This window comes from Streptomyces sp. NPDC019531 (genome assembly GCF_044903305.1).
In the GTDB taxonomy this organism is placed as follows: Bacteria; Actinomycetota; Actinomycetes; order Streptomycetales; family Streptomycetaceae; genus Streptomyces.
The window spans coordinates 1-17,953 of record NZ_JBJDQL010000070.1 but is presented as its reverse complement, the minus strand read 5'-3'; the positions used below and the strand labels follow the sequence as shown (position 1 = coordinate 17,953).

Below are 17,953 nucleotides of genomic sequence, written 5' to 3'. Positions count from 1 at the left end.
GACGGCAGACATACTGATCGTCATCGCCCCAGATGAACCGTAGAGAACGAGTGGATCGCGTGGATCTCCTGCCCCCGCCGACCGACACCGCCGTCGCACGCCGCGCCGACGCGTACGCGGCGGCACCGCTGCTCAACTGCCTGCTGCGCGAGGTGGCCGAGGCGCTCCCGGAAACCGGCGAACGCCGGGTGTACCGGCTCCCCGGCGGGCGACTGCTGAGCGTCCTGGGCGAACGGCGGCCCGCCGAGCCCGAGGTGTCCACGGCGGACGGCTGGCGACGCGTCGGCCACACCGAACTCGTGAAGCTCGTCGCCGAGGAACTGGCCCGGCACACCGGCCTCTCCAACCACGAACTGCCCGCCGAGATGATCGACAGCCGGGACGCGGTCGCCGCGCTGCTCACGGCACGCGCGCGTGCGGCGGCGCCCGGCGCCCGGTATCTGCGCTCCGAGCAGTGCCTCGTCACCGGCCACCCGTACCACCCCGCTCCCAAGGCCCGCGGCGGCGGCCCGGTCGCCGCCTGGTTGCCCTACGCCCCCGAGGCCCATGCCCGTTTCCCCCTGGTCCTGCTCGGACTGCGGGAGGACTGCCTCGTCGAGGAGGGCGACACCTCGGCTCTCGACGCACTCGGCGAGGCCCCGCCGGGCTATCGGCTGCTGCCCGCCCACCCTTGGCAGCTCGACCTGGTGGGCTGCGCGGAGGCTTTTGACGACGGCCGTCTGATCCGGCTCGGCACGACCGGCTTCGAGGCCTGGCCGACGGCCGCGATCCGCACGGTGTACGTCCCCGAACGCGACCTCTTCCTGAAGTTCAGCCTGGACGTCCGCATCACGAACGACATCCGCCGGCTCTGGCGCCACGATCTGCTCAAACTCCGCCGTACGGATGAAGCGGTCGCGAAGGCGTTCGCCGAGAGCCCCGGCTCCGCCGCCTGGCTCAGCGACCGCGGCTACCGCACCGCCGACTTCGCCTTCGAGGAGCTCGCCGTCCTGGTCCGCGACGGCCTGCGCGGCCGGGTGCTGCCCGGCGCGACCCCGCTGCTCGCCGCGGCTCTCGTGGAGGGCTTCGAGGGCAGCCCGCTCGACAGCACCGAGCGTCCGACGGCCTGGTGGGAGGGGTATCTGGGCGCGGTCGTCCCGCCCGTCCTCGCGGCCTTCGGTGACCACGGCGTCGTACTCGAAGCGCATCTGCAGAACACGCTGGTCGCCGTGGACGCCGACGGTACGCCCGTGCAGGCGCTGTTCCGGGACGCGGAGGGCGTGAAGCTGCTGCCGGACGTGCGGCGCGCGGCCGGGTGGGAGCGGCTGGTGTACTGCCTGGTCGTGAACCACCTGTGCGAGGTGGCCGCGGCTCTCGCCGAGCGGCACCCCGGCTTCGACCCCTGGCCCGCCGCCCGCCGGGAGCTGGCCCGCCACGACCTCCCCGAAGCCGCCGCACTGCTCACCGCGCCCACCCTCCCCGGAAAGACCAACCTCCTGCTGAGGTGGACGGGCGCGGACGGCGCGGACGCCCGGTACCTGCCGCTGCCGAACCCGCTGGCCGGTACGTGATCTGAAATGCCCTGGCCGGTGTGCTGCGCGACCACGCACCTACGACGTGAAGTTGTCCACTGAGCCCTGTGACCTGCGGCGATGCGGTCATTCGCGTCTCTGACCCGCGCGGATGAGCCCGCATGCCGCCTGACGGCTGTCCTGGGGAGGGGAGAACAAGAGGAGGGGGGAACAAGGGGAGGGGAGAACAAGCAGCCTGGCCGCCCGCACCGCTCGGTGAGCGGTGTCCCGATTCGGTCAATCTCCGTCAGACACTGTCCTCATGCGTCAGCCACCCGTTCCGGGCTCAGGGGGGCCATGGCCTCGGGTACGCCGAGGCGTTGGGTGAGCTCCCGGGTGACTTCCGTGGCGTGGTCGTTGAGATAGAAGTGGCCGCCCGGGAAGACACGCAGTTCGAATGCGGCCCTGGTGTGCTCGGCCCAGGTCTTCGCCTCCTCCGGGGTCACCTCCGGGTCGTCGTCGCCGATCAGGGCGAGGACCGGGCAGATCAGCGGGGGTCCCGGTGTGTAGCGGTAGGTCTCGGCGGCGCGGTAGTCGCTGCGCAGGGCCGGCAGGATGGAGTCCAGCAACTCGCGGTCGGACAGCAGTTGGGTGTGCGTGCCGCTGAGCCGTTCGAGGTTGGCGATGAGCAGGTCGTCCGGGAGCTCGTGCACCCGCTGCGCGCGGCTGCTGGAGGGTGCGCGTCGCCCGGAGGCGAACAGCCACAGGGGGACGGCGCCCTCGGCCTCCAGGCGCAGGGCGACCTCGAAGGCCACCGTCGCGCCCAGACTGTGGCCGAACAGCGCGAGCGGGCGGTCGGTGTGGGGGTGGAGCTCGGCCGTGATCAGGTCGGCCAGTCTGCGGACGTCGTCCACGGAGGGCTCGCCGCGGCGGTCCTGCCTGCCGGGGTACTGGATGGCCAGGACATCGATGTCCGGGGAGAGCGCGCGGGCCACGGGGAAGTAGAAGGACGCGGATCCGCCCGCGTGCGGGAAGCAGACCAGCTGCGTCGGCGCGTCCGGTGCCGGATGGAATCGGCGTACCCAGTCGCCGGTCTGAGCTGTGCCATCGCGCATGGCTGGCTTTCCTTTCCTCGTCCTGCCTCGACGTTCCTGGATTTCCTGCCGGGGCCTGTCCGGCGGATCGTGCAGCAGACGCGGGGGCCGGCACGCCCTCCCCCACTGCATGAAGGGCGCGTGGTGCCCTCAGCGGCGTTGTTGTCGGTCACCGACGCGGAGCGCTGACCCCCTCCTCCGTCTTGCAGCTCGACGCGCCGGCCCTCGCTCGGGTGCGTCGATGGACACCGTCGATTTCCTGCGACTTGATCCGCCGGACAGGCCCTGGCCGGCGTGTGCTCGCCCCGGGAGGGGGCGGACGCGCGCCGGTGCACCATTCAAGTCGGTCCGACCGGTGCGGCCAATCCCTGACAGCCCCTCAAGACCGGGATTTACGCGGCCCCGAAGCCGCCCCGACCACTATCCGCGACCACCTTTTCGTCGCGGCCGAGTAAGGGGCGGTTAGGGGGTGCTGCCAGTAGTGCGGACCGGCAGACTGTCCGTGCCGTACGCGGCGTCCCGGCCCAATGGGCCACTGAGTGGAGGGAATCCATGGAAGCACAGCCGGAATTCCATCCGGGCAATGCGGTCGTCTTCCCCGGAATGGGCCCGTCCGCATTCTTTGAGTCGGCGAAGTTCATGCTGATAAATCCCATCGCGCGGAAAATGGTCTCGGCCGCCGACGAGGTACTCGGCTATTCCCTGGTGGACCGCTACCGCGAATCCGAGGGAGACTACTCGGAATACGCGCAGGTCGCGTTCCTGGTGAACTGCGTGGCGCTGGCCGCCTGGGCCGAGGAGACGCTGGAGGTGCGCGCCGACGTCTGCGCGGGAGCGAGCTTCGGCGGGAAGGCGGCCGCGGTGCACACCGGCGCCCTCGACTTCGCCGACGCGGTATGGATGACCGCCGAGATGGCGCGGTGCGAGGAGGAGTACTTCGCCCGTGAGTACCGGGACGCGGTCACCCACTCCTTCACCCGCACCCCCGCCGACCGGCTCGCGGAGATCCGCGCCGAGCTGGTCGAGCGGGGGGTCTGGAACGAGATCTCCTGCTACATCGACGACGACTTCTTCATGCTGTCGTTGGACCGCGCCGAGGTCGAAGCACTCAACGAGCGGCTGCGCGCGGTCGGCGGTCTGCCGCTCTACAGCATGCACCCGCCGATGCACTGCTCCGCGTTCACGGAGTTGCGCGAGCGCATCGAGCGGGACGTCGTGGACAAGCTGAGCTTCCGCGCCCCCGCCGTGCCGCTGATCGCCGACCAGGACGGCCGGGTCGTGGACGCCGCGGAGGGGGTACGGACGATGCTCCTGGACGGCTACACGATGCCCGTCCGCTGGCCTGACGTGGTCTCCGGGCTGCGCCGGCAAGGCGCCGGCCGACTGTACGTGTGCGGCTCCGACCGCCTGTTCGGACGGGTGTCCGTCACCACGCGGACCTTCGGGACAGTGACCGGGGTGGACCCGCGGATGGCGATGGCGCCCCGGCGCCGCAGCACTGCTTGAGGCCCGGGACCTGAGGCCTCGGACGTCGAGGTCAGGCGGTCGTCGAGGTCAGGCGGTCGTCGTGGTCACGCGGACGCCTTGGTCAGCCGGGAGAGCGCCGACCAGATCGTCTCGGGGGTGGAGAAGTTCTCCAGGGTCAGCTCGTCGTTGACGAAGCGCACCCCGTACACGGACTCCAGAGACGCGAGCAGGTCCACGGTGCCCAGCGAGTCCAGTCCGAGGTCGCGCAGATCACTGCCGGGGAGCAGGTCCTCGATGGCGGGCAGGAACGGCAGGTGCTTGCGCAGGATCTCGGCGAACTGCTTGTCCCACATGGATGTCTCCGCTTCTCGACGGCTTCTACGACGGCTACTGCGGCTGCCTCTTCGGCTTCCGCCACGGCTGTTTCTCCGACCGCGTCTCCAGCCACGACCGAACCTCACCGCCCGGCGCCGGACAACCCCTGACTGCCCCTAGTGCCGGGGCCCCGCCCCTGAGTTCCCTTCCGCGCCACATCGCCGACAGGCGGTGCGGCCGAGCCCGGAGCGATCATGAACGAGACGAACCGCGGTTTCCTGCACGACCGCTTCCTGCGCGGACTGGCCATGGCACCGCGAGGCTGCGCCGTCGCCGTCGGCAACGAGTCGGCCGGCTACGAGCAGTTGCACGAACTCGCGCTGGACTGGGCGGGTGCGCTGCTCGCCCGCGCGCAGGAGCCGCCGCGTGCCGTGGGTGTGCTGGCCGGTCAGGGCATCACCGCGTACGCGGGCGTCCTGGCCGCCCTGTACACCGGAGCCGCAGTCGTTCCCCTGCACGCCGGGTTCCCGGCCGCCCGTACCCGCCGCATGCTGGAGCAGTCCGGGGCGTCGGCGCTGATCGCCGACGAGGCGGGCGAAGCGGCCCTGGCCGCGACCGGGCTGGAGCTTCCGGTGCTGGCGCCCGGCACGTCGTTGGTCGCGGGGAGCGGTGCCTTGACGGAGCCGCGTCCCGCGGAGCCCGAGGACACCGCCTGCATCCTCTTCACCTCCGGCTCCACGGGCCGTCCGAAGGGTGTCCCGATTCGCCACGGCAGCCTGCACCACTATTTCCGGCTGATGGACGAACGGTACGACTTCGGGCCGGACGACGTGTTCTCCCAGACGTTCGACCTGAACTTCGACTGTGCGATGTTCGACCTCTTCTGTGCCTGGGCGGCAGGAGCCCGGGCACAGGCGGTACCTCCGCAGGCTTACCTGGACCTGCCGCGGTTCGTCGCGGAGCACAGGATGACCGTCTGGTTCTCCACGCCCAGCGCCATTGGCCTGGTCCGCCGGACCGGTGGTCTGCGGGCCGGCGGGATGAGTTCGCTGCGCTGGAGTTTCTTCGCGGGGGAGGCGCTGCGCGCTGCGGACGCCGAGGACTGGCAGCGGGCCGCCGACCGTACCGCGCTGGAGAACATCTACGGTCCGACCGAGCTCACCATCACCGTCACCCGGCACCGCTGGTCACCGGATACGTCGCCCGGTCTGTGCGTCAACGGGCTGGCGCCGATCGGCGCGCTGCACGAGGGCCACGATCACCTGCTGCTGGACGCGGACGGTGATCCCGCGAAGCGCGAGGGGGAGTTGTGCATCAGCGGGTCCCAGCTGACCCGCGGCTATCTCGATCCCGAGGACGACCAGGGTCGGTTCCTGCGCCGCGCGGGACGCACCTGGTACCGGACCGGCGACCGGGTGCGGCTGCTGGGCAACGGTGAACTGGTGTACCTGGGCCGTCTGGACACCCAGGTCCAGCTGCGCGGCTGGCGGGTGGAACTGGCCGAGGTGGAGCACGCGTTGCGCCAGTGCGCGGGGGTGGAGGACGCGGTTGCGGTGACCGCCGAAGGGGACAAGGGCGCCGAGCTGGTCGTCTTCTACACCGGCGACCCGACTGCGCCGGCGGTGCTCGCCCGGCAGCTGCGGCAGATCCTGCCCAGCGGCATGCTGCCCCGGCACTGCCGTCACCTGCCCGAGTTCCCGCTGAACTCCAACCGCAAGACGGACCGGGGCCTGCTGGCGAAGGAGGCGGCAGAACTCGTGGCGCCCGTGGGAAACGAGGAGCGCCGGGCCTGACGCGTCGTCAGGAGGTCTGGGCCGTGGTCGATGCCGGGCGGCGCTGTGGGTCCGCCCAGGCGACGATGGCCTGCAGGGCGATGGCGAGGTCGCGGCCGGTGGGGGCGCGGTCGGGGTCGACCAGCCACTGGGCCATGACGCCGGTGGCGAGGGCCTGGTAGAAGGAGCCGGCGGCGCGCGCCACGCCCGCGTCGTCGCTGCCGTCGCTGGTGAGCTCCATGAAGACCTCGGCCATCCCGGCCCGGCCCTGCTCGATGCCCTCGCTCAGGGCCTCGCGCACGGCTTCCACATGGTCCATCTGGGCGAAGATCTCCATGCTGGCCAGCCAGAGCTGACGGTGCGTCGTGAACTGCTCGATGACGCGGGTCCAGATGGCCTCGAAGCGCTGGAGGGGATCGACGTTCTCGGTGTCGGCCTCGGCGTCGGCGTTCATGGCGCGCTGCAGCTCCTCGGCGGAGTCCTGCAGCGCGGCGATGAGCGCCTCGTTGAGAAGCGCTTCCTTCGAGCCGTAGTGATAGCCGATCGAGGCCAGGTTGGTCCCCGACGCAGCGACGATGTCCCGCGCGGTCGTGCGCGCGTAGCCCTTCTCGATCAGGCAGCGCTTGGCCCCGACCAGCAGGTCTTCTCGATGTCCCATGGCGCCAGCGTACTGCAGAAGTAGACATACGTCTTACACAAGGGCTGTTTTATACGCATGACTTGTACGGACGTATAGGACCAGCGTATAGTCACGGTCATGACTGAATCCGAATCGCCCCCTCTGGCAGGGCGCAAGGAGTGGATCGCGCTGGCGGCGCTGAGCGTCGCCCCCGTTGTGGTGTCCATGGATCTGACGGTGCTCTACTTCGCGGTGCCGTCCATCGCGGGCGCTCTGCATCCGACGGGCACCGAACAGCTCTGGATGATCGACATCTACGGCTTCATGCTGGCCGGCCTGCTGATCAGCATGGGCACGATCGGCGACATGATCGGCCGTCGCCGGCTGCTGCTGATCGGGTCCGCTCTCTTCGGCGTGGCCTCCGCGGCCGCCGCGTGGGCCGACAGCCCCGCGATGCTGATCACGGCACGCGCGGCCCAGGGCGTGGCCGCAGCCACCCTGATGCCATCGGCGATCGCCCTGGTCCGGGCACTGTTCCCGGACGAGCGGCAGCGGCGCAGCGCGATCGCCATCTTCTCCACCGGCATGGCCCTGGGCACCGGCCTGGGACCGGTGATCAGCGGCGCGCTGCTGAGCAACTTCTGGTGGGGCTCGATCTTCCTGATCAACCTCCCGATCATCGCGGTGCTGCTCGTGGCCGTGCCCCTTCTGGTGCCTGAGTTCAAGGTGCCGGCGGACCGGCGGACCCGCCTCGACCCGCTCAGCGCGCTGCTGTCGCTGGTCGCCGTGCTCAGCCTGATCTGGGGCGTCAAGGAATGGGCGGTCAACGGCTACGGCGTGGCTCCGGTCGCCGCCATCGTCGCCGGCGTCGTCGCGGGGGGCCTGCTGCTGGTGCGCCAGCGCTCGCTCGCCACGCCCGTGATCGACCTCGGTCTGTTCCGCTACCGGGGATTCGGTCCGGCACTGGTGCTCAGCCTGACCGCGTTCTTCTGCGTCATCGGATACGGCCTGTTCAGCACCCAGTACCTCCTCGACGTACTGGACCTGTCCCCGATGATCGCCGGCCTGTGGATGCTGGTCACCCCGGTGCTCACCGGAGCCCTCGCCCCCACCGCGGCCCAACTGGTCAACAAGGTCCGGCCGGCCTATGTGATCGCCGGCGCGCTGCTCCTCGCGGGAACCGGCTTCGTCCTGATGACCCTGGTCGGCACCGAGAAGCAGCTCTGGCTGGTGATCCCGGCCATCGCTCTGATCGGCGCCGGTACCTCCACCACGCTGGTCCTGGTGACCGACGTCGTGGTCACCGTCGCCCCGCCCGAGCGCACCGGCGCAGTCTCCGCCCTGCAGCGCACCTTCCAGGAACTCGGCGGCGCCAGCGGCATCGCGCTCTTCGGCAGCATCGGCACCGCCCTGTACGCGAGCCGGCTCGACACCGAACTGCCGTCGGCCTCGTCGCTGCCCGGCGATGTGCACGACACCTTCGGCGCCACCCTCGCGCAGGCGGCCACGTACTCCGGGGAGCGCGGCCGGGCGCTGGCGGACGCAGCCCGCGAGGCGTTCACCACGGCCATGAACCAGGTCGCGCTGCTCGGCGTCGCCCTGACCGTCCTCGCGGCGCTCTTCGCGGTGCTGAAGCTGCGTCACCTGTCCTACGCCCAGCCGCAGGAGGCACCCGCTGACACCGAGGACGGCCGGCCCGAGTCGGTAGCCCGCCTGGGCTGACCGCAGTACGCCGCATGCGAACGCGGAGCGAGCGCGGTATGACACGGGGCGCAGACGCGGTACGAGACGTGGACGGCGCTCTCCGCCGGATCCGGCCGAACAGACCGGATCCGGCGGAGAGCGCCGTCGACGTACCGGCTGCGTACCCGTCAGTGCAGCAGTTCCCGCAGGGCGCCGCGGTCGGTCTTGCCGTTGCGCGTCACCGGGAACTCCTCCAGCACCCGCAGCTCGCGCGGCACCATGTACGGGGGCAGGGTCTCCTTGCAGAACGCGCTCAGCCGCGCCTCCTGCAGCGGCGGGACGTCCGGCTCCATCACCAGGCACACGCCGAGCACCGCGTCCGCGTCCCCCTTGGGCACCACCAGGGCGACCGCCGCGGCCACGCCCGGATACTCGGTGATCCTGCGCTCCACCTCGCCCAGCTCCACCCGGTTGCCCCGGATCTTCACCTGGGAGTCGATCCGGCCGCAGAAGTACAGCTCGCCGTCCTCGCCGCGGAAGGCGAGGTCACCTGAGCGGTAGACCCGCTGGCCGGAGGCGGGGTCGAGGGGGTCGGGCACCAGGGCAGCCGCGGTGCCCTCCGGGTCGTCCCAGTAGCCGGTGAACAGCGACGGACCCCGCATGTGGATCTCGCCGGTGCGGCCCGGCTCGTCCACCACGCGGCCGTCCTCGTCGACCAGCATCATCTCGGCACCGTCATAGGCCCGCCCGATGGACAGCCGCTCGACGTCGGGCGGCAGCGGGCTGGGAACGTCGGTGAGGGAGAAGGCCATCGCCTCGGTGGGGCCGAAGCAGTTGACCACGCGGACCTCGGGCAGCAACTGCTGGAGGCGGAACAACTCGGGCAGCGGAAACGGCTCACCCGAGAACAGCACGCCCCGCACCCGGTGCAGACCCGCCACCAGCTCCGGTTCGTGCCGCAGAGCCGGCCGCCACATCGACGGCACGCCGTTGACCTGGGTGGCCCCGGTCTCCGCCAGGTACCTCAGCAGCCGGCGCGGCCAGGTCACCATCGCCCGCTCCACCGGGATCAGCGTGGCCCCGCTGCCCAGCGCCAGCCCGATGTCCAGCAGCGCGAAGTCGAACTGCAGCGGCGAGGTGGAGGCGACCCGGTCGCCGGGGCCCACGATGTTCTTGCGGAGCATGCCGCGGTAGAAGGCGAGCACCCCGCGGTGACTCATCACCACCCCCTTGGGGCGGCCGGTCGTCCCCGACGTGAAGATCATGTACGCGGCGTCGGTGGTGGCGGCGGCCCGGCGACGCCGGGTACGGGGCGCGGGGGCATGCTCGACGGCCAGCCCGGCCGGGGAGAAGAGGGCCCGGCCGACCTGCTCGGGCAGGACATCGTCGCGCCGGCCGTCGAGGGCCTGCAGATGCAGCGCGGGGCGGGCCGTGTCCACGATGGCCTGCAGTCGCCGGTCCGGTGTCTCCGGACTCACCGGGATGAACGTCAGCCCGGCCATGGAGCAGGCCAGCAGGGCGGCCACCGCACAGGCCGACGTGTCCGACTCCAGCAGCACCCGGTCCCCGACGTCCAGGCCCAGACCCGTCAGGACCTCGGCGTACTCCCGTACCCGCGCCTGGAGTTCGCCGTACGAGACCGTGCGTGGTTGCCCGTCCGGCGTCGATTCCACCACCGCCGGCCGACCGGGGTCGGTGCGCGCCGTGGCGAGCATGAACTCATGGAGAAAATCCAGTGGCACGTCGGCTACCGTGCGGGTTTCCAGTAAAGCCGTCACGATTTGACCCCTGTCTGCCGGTGATGCTTGACGTGATGAAAGTCAATCGACCAGTATCACGAGCCGGCGGGCCGGACAATAATTGTCCTTCAATTCCCTGGTGGAAACAGTGGGTATTCCCGGAGGGGGCGTTTCCGTTATTCGTTTCGAGGGCCTTCCATGGGTATTACCTAGGGGTGGTTAGGGGTTCAGGGCCCGACTTCTTCTCCGTACGGTGCGCATTACCAATGCCTTCGGGTGAAAACTGCCCACAATCAGCGCAGAACGCGGAGTGTGTCGATGCCCATGCCTGGACGGGACGGTTCCGACGGTGTGCACCAGCCGAGCGAGCGCCAAGCCCTGACCCGAGAGCTGGAGGGACTGCCGGCCGCCGAGCAGACCCGGATCCTGCTGAACCTGGTCGTCGAGCAGGCCCGCCACGTACTGCGCCGGGTCCGGCCGGATGAGGAACCCGCACCGGACCCCGTACTCCCGTTCAAGGAGCTCGGGCTCGACTCCCTCGCGCTGGTCGAGGTGCATGCCCGGCTCAACGCGGCCACCGGGCTCGCGCTGCCGGTGACGGTCGCCTTCGACCATCCGACCCCCGAGCTGCTGGCCGGACGGCTGCGCGCGGAGCTGCTCGGCGAGCAGGACGGCGTCGCCGAGCTTCCGTCGGGTGCGTCCCGTGAGTCCCGCGACGGGGACGACGAGCCGATCGCGGTCGTCGGCATCGGCTGCCAGCTGCCCGGAGGCATCGACAGCCCCGAGGCGCTGTGGCAGGCCGTCACCGAGGGCCGCACGGTCGTCGGCCCCTTCCCCGCCGACCGTGGCTGGGACCTCGACCGGCTCTTCGACTCCGACCCCGATGACTCCGGCCACAGCATCGCCCGCACCGGCGGATTCCTGGACCGCGCCGCCGAGTTCGACGCCGACTTCTTCGGCATCAGCCCCCGCGAGGCGCTGGCCATGGAGCCCCAGCAGCGCCTACTGCTGGAGACCTCCTGGGAAGCCCTCGAACGGGCCGGCATCGCCCCCACCGCGCTGCGCGGCAGCCGCACCGGCGTGTTCGTCGGCGCCGGCGCGCACGAGTACGGCCGCCGCTCCCACGAACCGGCCGACGGCCTCGACGGCTACCTGCTGACCGGCACCTCCCTGAGCATCGCCTCCGGCCGTATCGCCTATGTTCTCGGCCTGGAGGGGCCCGCGCTCACCGTCGACACCGCCTGCTCCGGTTCGCTGGTCGCGCTGCACCTCGCCGTCCAGTCGCTGCACCGGGGGGAGTGCCGCCTGGCGCTGGCCGGTGGTGCCACGCTGATGGGCAGCCCGGCCGTGTTCACCGAGTTCAGCAGGCAGCGCGGACTGGCGCCGGACGGCCTGATCAAGGCGTTCGCCGCGGGCGCCGACGGCACCGCCTTCGGCGAGGGCGTCGCCGTCCTCGTTCTCGAGCGCCTGTCCGACGCCCAGCGCGCCGGCCACCGCGTCCTCGGCGTCATCCGCGGCACCGGCCTGAACCAGGATGGCGCCAGCAACGGCCTCACCGCGCCCAGCGGAGCCGCCCAGCGTCGGCTGATCCGCGAGACCCTGGCCACCGCGGGCCTGACCGCGGCCGACGTCGACGCCGTCGAGGCGCACGGCACCGGTACGACACTCGGCGACCCCGTGGAGGCACAGGCCCTCCTCGCCACGTACGGCCAGGAACGGCCGGAGGACCGCCCGCTGCGGCTCGGCTCGGTGAAGTCCAACGTCGGCCACACCCAGGCCGCCGGGGGAGCCGTCGGCATCATCAAGATGCTCATGGCGATGCGGCACGAGGTGCTGCCCCGGACGCTGCACGTCGACGCGCCCTCACCCAACGTGGACTGGTCCGCCGGCCACATCGAGCTGCTGACGGAGGAACAGCCCTGGCCACGCGGCGAACGCCCACGCCGGGCCGGGGTCTCTGCGTTCGGCGTCAGCGGGACGAACGCCCATGTGATCGTGGAGGAGCCGCCTGCGTCCGCTGAGGCACCGGGTGTCGTGGACGAGGTGCCCGTCGTAGGGGACGCGCCCGGCGCCGAGCAGCCGGCCGTGGCCGTTCCGGACGCCTCCCGGCTCACCCCGGTCGTCGTCACCGCCAAGAACGAAGCTGCGCTGCGGGCCCAGGCCCGGCGGCTGCTGGAGTTCACCGAGGAGCGGCCCGACGTCACCGCGACCGATCTCGGTCACGCGCTCACCACCACCCGCGCCCTGCTCGGCCGGCGTGCGGTCGTCGTCGCCGGGGACCGCGCAACGCTGCTGGACGGACTACGTGCGGTTGCGGACGGCGGCACCGGCCCCGCCGTCCTGCACGGCACCGCCTCCGGCGGCCGGCTCGCCCACCTCTTCACCGGCCAGGGCAGCCAGCGCCTCGGCATGGGAGCACAGCTTCACGCCGCCCACCCGGTCTTCCGCCGGGCCCTGGAGGACGCGATCGGCCACCTCGACGTCCAGCTCGAACGGTCCCTGTGGGACGTGCTGTTCGCCGAACCCGACTCCGCCGAGGCGCGGCTGCTCGACCAGACCGTGTACGCGCAGTCCGCCCTGTTCGCCGTGGAGACCGCGCTGTTCCGGCTGCTGGAGTCCTGGGGCCTGCGCCCCGACTTCCTGTGCGGCCACTCGATCGGCGAGCTGACCGCCGCCCACGCCGCCGGCGTGCTGTCCCTGGAGGACGCGGCCACGCTCGTCGCCGCCCGCGGCCGGCTGATGCAGGAACTCCCGCCCGGCGGCGCCATGCTGGCGGTCCAGGCGACCGAGGAGGAGACACGGCCGCTGCTCACCGGCGAGGTGGGCATCGCCGCCGTCAACGGCCCGCGCTCCGTCGTCGTCTCCGGCACCGAGGACGCCGTGGAGGCCCTACGCCGCCACTTCGCACAACTGGGTCGCAGGACCACCCGGCTGCGGGTGAGCCACGCCTTCCACTCGCCGCTGATGGAACCCATGCTCGATGAGTTCCAGCGGATCGCGCAGATCCTGACCTACCACCGGCCGCGCATCCCCGTCGTGTCCAACCTCACCGGCCGCCCGGCCCGCCCCGAGGAACTGTGCGACCCCGAGTACTGGGTGCGCCACGTCCGCGAGGCGGTCCGCTTCCACGACGGCGTGCGCTGGCTCGCCGACAACGGCGTCACCACGTTCCTCGAACTCGGCCCGGACCCGGTCCTCACCGCCCTCGCCCAGGACGCCCTGGACGAGCACCCGACCACACCCGCCTTCGTCGCCGCCCTGCGCCGCGACCGCGACGAGGAACGCCAGGCCCTGTCCGCGCTGGCCCTCGCGCACGCCCGCGGCGCCCACGTCGACTGGGCGGCCCACTTCGCCGACCGCACCCCGCGACCGGTCGACCTGCCCACCTACGCCTTCCAGCGCCGCCGCTTCTGGCTCACTCCGCCGCTGCCGCAGAACCAGGCCGGCGACCTGGGCCAGACCGCGGCCGACCACCCGCTGCTCGGCGCCGTGGTCCCGCTGGCCGGCTCCGACTCCCTGGTCCTCACCGGCACCCTCTCCCTGCACGGCCACCCCTGGCTGGCCGACCACGTCATCGCCGGCACGACCGTGCTGCCCGGCACCGCCTTCGTGGAGCTCGCCGTCGCCGCCGGCGACCGTACCGGCGCCCCGCGCGTGGCCGAACTGACCCTGGAGACACCGCTCGTGCTGCCCGCCGAGGGCGGGGTTGCCCTGCAACTCGCGGTCGGTGAGGCGGACTCCACCGGCAGCCGGACGATCGCCTGCTACTCACGTCCGCAGGACGCGCCCGCCGACACCCCCTGGGAACGTCACGCCAGCGGCCTGCTGGCGCCCGGCACCGCCGTACCGTCCGAGCCCGGCGCACTCGGCCTGACCGAGTGGCCGCCCCCGGGCGCGGAGCCGGTCGGGACGACGGACCTGTACGACACCCTCGCCCGGCACGGATACGGCTACGGCCCCGCCTTCCAGGGCGTACGCCACGTGTGGCGGCGCGACGGCGAGGTGTTCGCCGAGGTGGCCCTGGAGCAGGAGGCGGCGGCCGACGCCCAACGCTTCGGCCTGCACCCCGCCCTGCTCGACGCCGCCCTGCACGCTGCCGAACTCGCCTCGGACGAGCCGCTGCCCGAGGACACCCGGGTGCCGTTCAGCTGGAGCGGAATGGAACTGCACTCGGCCGGGGCGGACTCGCTGCGCGTCCGCGTGACCACAACCGGCCCGGACGAACTCTCCGTCGCCATCGCGGATGGCACGGGTGCGCCGGTGGCGCTGGTGGAGTCGCTGGTGTCGCGCCCGGTGTCGGTGGGGCGGTTGGAAGCGGCGCGGAGGGCGTCGTCGAGTGGTGCCGGGGTGTATGCGCTGCGGTGGGAGCCGTTGGCGTCGGGTGCGGGTGCGGGTGCGGGTGCGGGTGCGGTGGAGCTGGTGGCCTGGGAGGAGCGGGCTTCGGGTGGCGGGATGCCCCCGGTGGTGCTGTGGGATGCGGGTTCGGTGCGAGTTCCGGAGACGGCTGGTGTTCCGGAGCGAGTGCGGGCGCTGACCGGTGGGGTACTCGGCGCGGTGCAGGAGTGGCTGGGTGATGTCGCGGCCGGGGAGAGCGCGCTGGTGGTGCTCACCCGTGGGGCGTCGTCGGGTGCGGATCCGGCGATGGGTGCGGTGCCGGGGCTGGTGCGCGCGGTGCAGGCGGAGCATCCCGGGCGGGTCCTGCTGGTCGATGCCGACGGCGCGGCTTCAGCGGGCGGAATCGCCGAGGCGGTGGGGTTGGCGCTGGCCGCGGACGAGCCGGAGGTCGGACTGCGGGAGGGTGCCGTATGCGTGCCACGGCTGGCCGCTGAGAGCGGTACCGAGGAGTTGTCGTTCGCCCCCGCCGGCACGGTACTGGTGACGGGCGGTACCGGTGCGCTGGGCGGGTATGTGACACGGCATCTGGTGGAGCGGTACGGCGTACGGCGTCTGCTGCTGACCAGTCGTCGGGGGCCGCAGGCGCCGGGTGCGGCGGAGTTGTGCGCGGAGCTGGAGGCGCTGGGCGCCGAGGTGTCGGTCGTGGCGGCGGATGTGAGTGATGCGGAGGCGGTGGCGGGGCTGCTGGCGACGGTGCAGGACGAGCATCCCCTCACCGCCGTCGTCCACACGGCCGGCGTCATCGAGGACGGCCTGGTCGACCGCATGACCCCCGAACAACTGGACCGGGTCCTCGCGGCGAAGGCCGACGCGGCCTGGCATCTGCACGAGCAGACCGCCGGCCTCGGACTCGACGCCTTCATCCTCTACTCGTCGGCATCCGGGTTCCTCGACGGAGCGGGCCAGGGCAACTATGCCGCCGCGAACACTTTCCTCGACGCCCTCGCCGTCCACCGCCGTGACCTCGGCCTGCCCGCGCTCTCCCTCGCCTGGGGCCTGTGGACCGGCGGCTCCGGCATGGGCGGCGACCTCGACGAGGCGGCGCTGCGACGCGCCCGGCGCATCGGCTTGGTGGGGCTGACGCCCCAGGACAACCTCGGCCTCCTCGACCGCGCCCTCGCGTGCGCGGCGCCCGCCGTGGCGCCCCTGCGCATCGACACCCAGGCGCTGCGCACCGGCGACGACGAGATCCCGGCCGTCCTGCGCGGCCTGGTGCGCCGACCGGTCCGCCGTCGCGCCGTCGCGGGCGGATCCGCGTTCGCCGGTGCCGGGGGCGCCGGTTCGGGGACCGCGTCCGTCGCCCAACGTCTCGCCGGACTGGACGAGGCCGCGCGTACGGAAGCGCTCCTGGACCTCGTCCGCACCCAGGCCGCCGACATCCTCGGCCACAGCGGACCGGAGGAAGTCGATCCAGGCCGGGCGTTCAACGACCTCGGCTTCGACTCCCTCGCCGCGGTCGAACTGCGCAACCGGCTCAGCTCCGCCGCGGGCCTGCGCCTGACCGCCACGCTCACCTTCGACTACCCCACCCCGACGGACCTCGCCCGGCACCTCGCGTCGGCGGCGCAGGAACAACGCCCGCTGCCGGCCCGGCCCGCCGCCGCGCCGGGCATCGCCGACGCCGACGACCCGGTCGTGATCGTCGGCATGGCTTGCCGCTACCCCGGCGACGTGACGTCTCCCGAGGACCTGTGGCGGCTGGTGGCAGACGGCCGGGACGTCGTCTCCGCGTTCCCCGCCGACCGTGGCTGGCCCCGTGACCTTTACGACCCCGAGCCCGGAAAGCCCGGCAAGAGCTCCACGAAGGAGGGCGGCTTCCTCTACGACGCGGCCGGGTTCGACCCGGAGTTCTTCGGGATCAGCCCCCGCGAGGCACAGGCCATGGACCCCCAGCAGCGCCTGCTGCTAGAAGTGTCCTGGGAGACGCTGGAACGCGCCGGCATCGACCCGACCACCCTCAGGGGCAGCGACACCGGCATGTTCGCCGGGGTGATGTACCACGACTGGGGCCTGCGCTCCGGACCGCTCCCGGAGGACATCGCCGCCTACCACGGCAACGGCAGCCTGGCGAGCTTGGTCTCCGGCCGCGTCGCCTACGTCCTCGGTCTGGAGGGTCCGGCCGTCACCGTCGATACGGCGTGCTCGTCGTCGCTGGTCGCCCTGCACTGGGCTATGCAGGCGCTGCGGTCGGGCGAGTGCTCCCTCGCGCTCGCGGGCGGGGTGACCGTCATGTCCACCCCCGACACCTTCATCGACATGAACCGCCAGCGCGGCCTCGCCTCCGACGGCCGCTGCAAGTCCTTCGGCGCCGGTGCCGACGGTACGGGGTGGTCTGAGGGTGTCGGGCTGCTGCTCCTGGAGCGGTTGTCGGATGCGCGGCGGAACGGTCATCGGGTGTTGGCGGTGGTGCGGGGCAGTGCGGTGAATCAGGACGGGGCGAGTAATGGTTTGACGGCGCCTAATGGTCCGTCGCAGCAGCGGGTGATCCGGGCTGCGTTGGCGAACGCGGGGTTGTCGGCGGCGGATGTGGATGCGGTGGAGGGGCACGGGACCGGTACGACGTTGGGGGATCCGATCGAGGCGCAGGCGTTGCTGGCGACGTATGGGCAGGAGCGTCCCTCGGGTGAACGGCCTTTGTGGCTGGGGTCGTTGAAGTCGAACATGGGGCACACCCAGGCGGCCGCCGGTGTCGGCGGCGTCATCAAGATGGTGACTGCCCTGCAGCACGGCCTGCTGCCGCGCTCCCTCCATAGCGAGCAGCCGTCGCCGCAGGTGGACTGGGAGTCGGGCGCGGTGCGTCTCCTCGACCACGCCGTGGAGTGGCCGGGGAACGGGGCGCCACGCAGGGCGGGGGTCTCCTCGTTCGGGATCAGTGGGACGAATGCCCACGTGATCGTGGAGGAGGCGCCGGTCGAGGAACCGGTGGATGTCGTCGAGTCCGGTCCGGGGGGTGTGCTGCCGGTGGTGGTGAGTGCGAAGTCGGCGGCTGCGCTGCCTGATCAGGCGCTTCGGTTGCGGGAGTTCGTGGCGGGCGGGGAGTCGGTGCGGTTGGTGGATGCCGCGTACTCGCTTGCGGTGTCGCGGGCCGCGCTGGAGCACCGGGCGGTGGTGCTGGCCTCGGACACCGAGGAGTTGGTGGCAGGGCTGGAGGCGCTGGCTGCGGGGCAGACCGGTCCGCAGGTGCTGCGGGGCCGGGTGAGCTCGGGCGGTCGGCTGGCGTTCACGTTCTCGGGGCAGGGGGCTCAGCGGGCGGGGATGGGTGCGCAACTGGCGGGCCGGTTCCGGGAGTTCCGCAAGGCGCTCAAGGAGGTGTGTGCTCTGTTGGAGGAGCCGGTCGGCCGGCTGCTGCTGGGTGGTGACGCGGCTGCTTCTGACGGTT

General features: G+C 71.9%; 9 protein-coding genes. 5 read left to right on the top strand and 4 right to left on the bottom strand.

Translation table 11 applies throughout. The features are described from left to right. Positions 1–50 precede the first annotated feature (50 nt). Positions 51–1,550: an IucA/IucC family protein gene (locus ACI2L1_RS42095; protein WP_404744763.1), complete on the top strand. Its 1,500-nt coding sequence runs from the start codon at positions 51–53 to the stop codon at positions 1,548–1,550. Between the two features lie 260 nt (positions 1,551–1,810). Here ACI2L1_RS42095 and ACI2L1_RS42090 read toward each other — a convergent pair whose 3' ends face one another. After that, positions 1,811–2,605: a thioesterase II family protein gene (locus ACI2L1_RS42090; RefSeq protein WP_404744762.1), complete on the bottom strand. Its 795-nt coding sequence runs from the start codon at positions 2,603–2,605 to the stop codon at positions 1,811–1,813. 618 nt (positions 2,606–3,223) lie between these two features. On the opposite strand from ACI2L1_RS42090, the gene ACI2L1_RS42085 reads away from it, so the two are divergent. Further along, on the top strand, positions 3,224–4,090 hold the full coding sequence (locus ACI2L1_RS42085; RefSeq protein WP_404744761.1) for an ACP S-malonyltransferase: 867 nt from the start codon (positions 3,224–3,226) through the stop codon (positions 4,088–4,090). Between the two features lie 65 nt (positions 4,091–4,155). On the opposite strand, the gene ACI2L1_RS42080 is transcribed toward ACI2L1_RS42085, so the two are convergent. Then, positions 4,156–4,404 (bottom strand): acyl carrier protein, encoded by a 249-nt coding sequence (locus ACI2L1_RS42080; protein ID WP_404744760.1) that lies wholly within the window; start codon positions 4,402–4,404, stop codon positions 4,156–4,158. A gap of 216 nt (positions 4,405–4,620) precedes the next feature. On the opposite strand from ACI2L1_RS42080, the gene ACI2L1_RS42075 reads away from it, so the two are divergent. Continuing rightward, entirely contained in the window at positions 4,621–6,159 is a 1,539-nt protein-coding gene (locus ACI2L1_RS42075) for an amino acid adenylation domain-containing protein (RefSeq protein ID WP_404744759.1), read from the top strand. Between the two features lie 7 nt (positions 6,160–6,166). Here the strand turns inward: ACI2L1_RS42075 and ACI2L1_RS42070 are convergent, their stop codons facing one another. Next, on the bottom strand, positions 6,167–6,796 hold the full coding sequence (locus tag ACI2L1_RS42070; protein WP_404744758.1) for a TetR/AcrR family transcriptional regulator: 630 nt from the start codon (positions 6,794–6,796) through the stop codon (positions 6,167–6,169). 99 nt (positions 6,797–6,895) lie between these two features. Between ACI2L1_RS42070 and ACI2L1_RS42065 the strand changes: the two genes are divergently transcribed. Beyond that, on the top strand, positions 6,896–8,479 hold the full coding sequence (locus ACI2L1_RS42065; RefSeq protein WP_404744757.1) for an MFS transporter: 1,584 nt from the start codon (positions 6,896–6,898) through the stop codon (positions 8,477–8,479). 149 nt (positions 8,480–8,628) lie between these two features. On the opposite strand, the gene ACI2L1_RS42060 is transcribed toward ACI2L1_RS42065, so the two are convergent. Beyond that, on the bottom strand, positions 8,629–10,182 hold the full coding sequence (locus ACI2L1_RS42060; protein ID WP_404744756.1) for an amino acid adenylation domain-containing protein: 1,554 nt from the start codon (positions 10,180–10,182) through the stop codon (positions 8,629–8,631). Between the two features lie 315 nt (positions 10,183–10,497). Here ACI2L1_RS42060 and ACI2L1_RS42055 point away from each other — a divergent pair. After that, the coding region (locus ACI2L1_RS42055) for an SDR family NAD(P)-dependent oxidoreductase (protein WP_404744755.1) at positions 10,498–17,953 on the top strand (7,456 nt) is incomplete at its 3' end.

Bases quoted from the DNA above. Each gene is read 5' to 3' on its own strand.
- ACI2L1_RS42090 (WP_404744762.1), bottom strand. From the start codon at position 2,605: ATGCGCGATGGCACAGCTCAGACCGGCGACTGGGTACGCCGATTCCAT.
- ACI2L1_RS42085 (WP_404744761.1), top strand. From the start codon at position 3,224: ATGCTGATAAATCCCATCGCGCGGAAAATGGTCTCGGCCGCCGACGAG.
- ACI2L1_RS42080 (WP_404744760.1), bottom strand. From the start codon at position 4,404: ATGTGGGACAAGCAGTTCGCCGAGATCCTGCGCAAGCACCTGCCGTTC.
- ACI2L1_RS42065 (WP_404744757.1), top strand. From the start codon at position 6,896: ATGACTGAATCCGAATCGCCCCCTCTGGCAGGGCGCAAGGAGTGGATC.
- ACI2L1_RS42070 (WP_404744758.1), bottom strand. From the start codon at position 6,796: ATGGGACATCGAGAAGACCTGCTGGTCGGGGCCAAGCGCTGCCTGATC.
- ACI2L1_RS42075 (WP_404744759.1), top strand. From the start codon at position 4,621: ATGAACGAGACGAACCGCGGTTTCCTGCACGACCGCTTCCTGCGCGGA.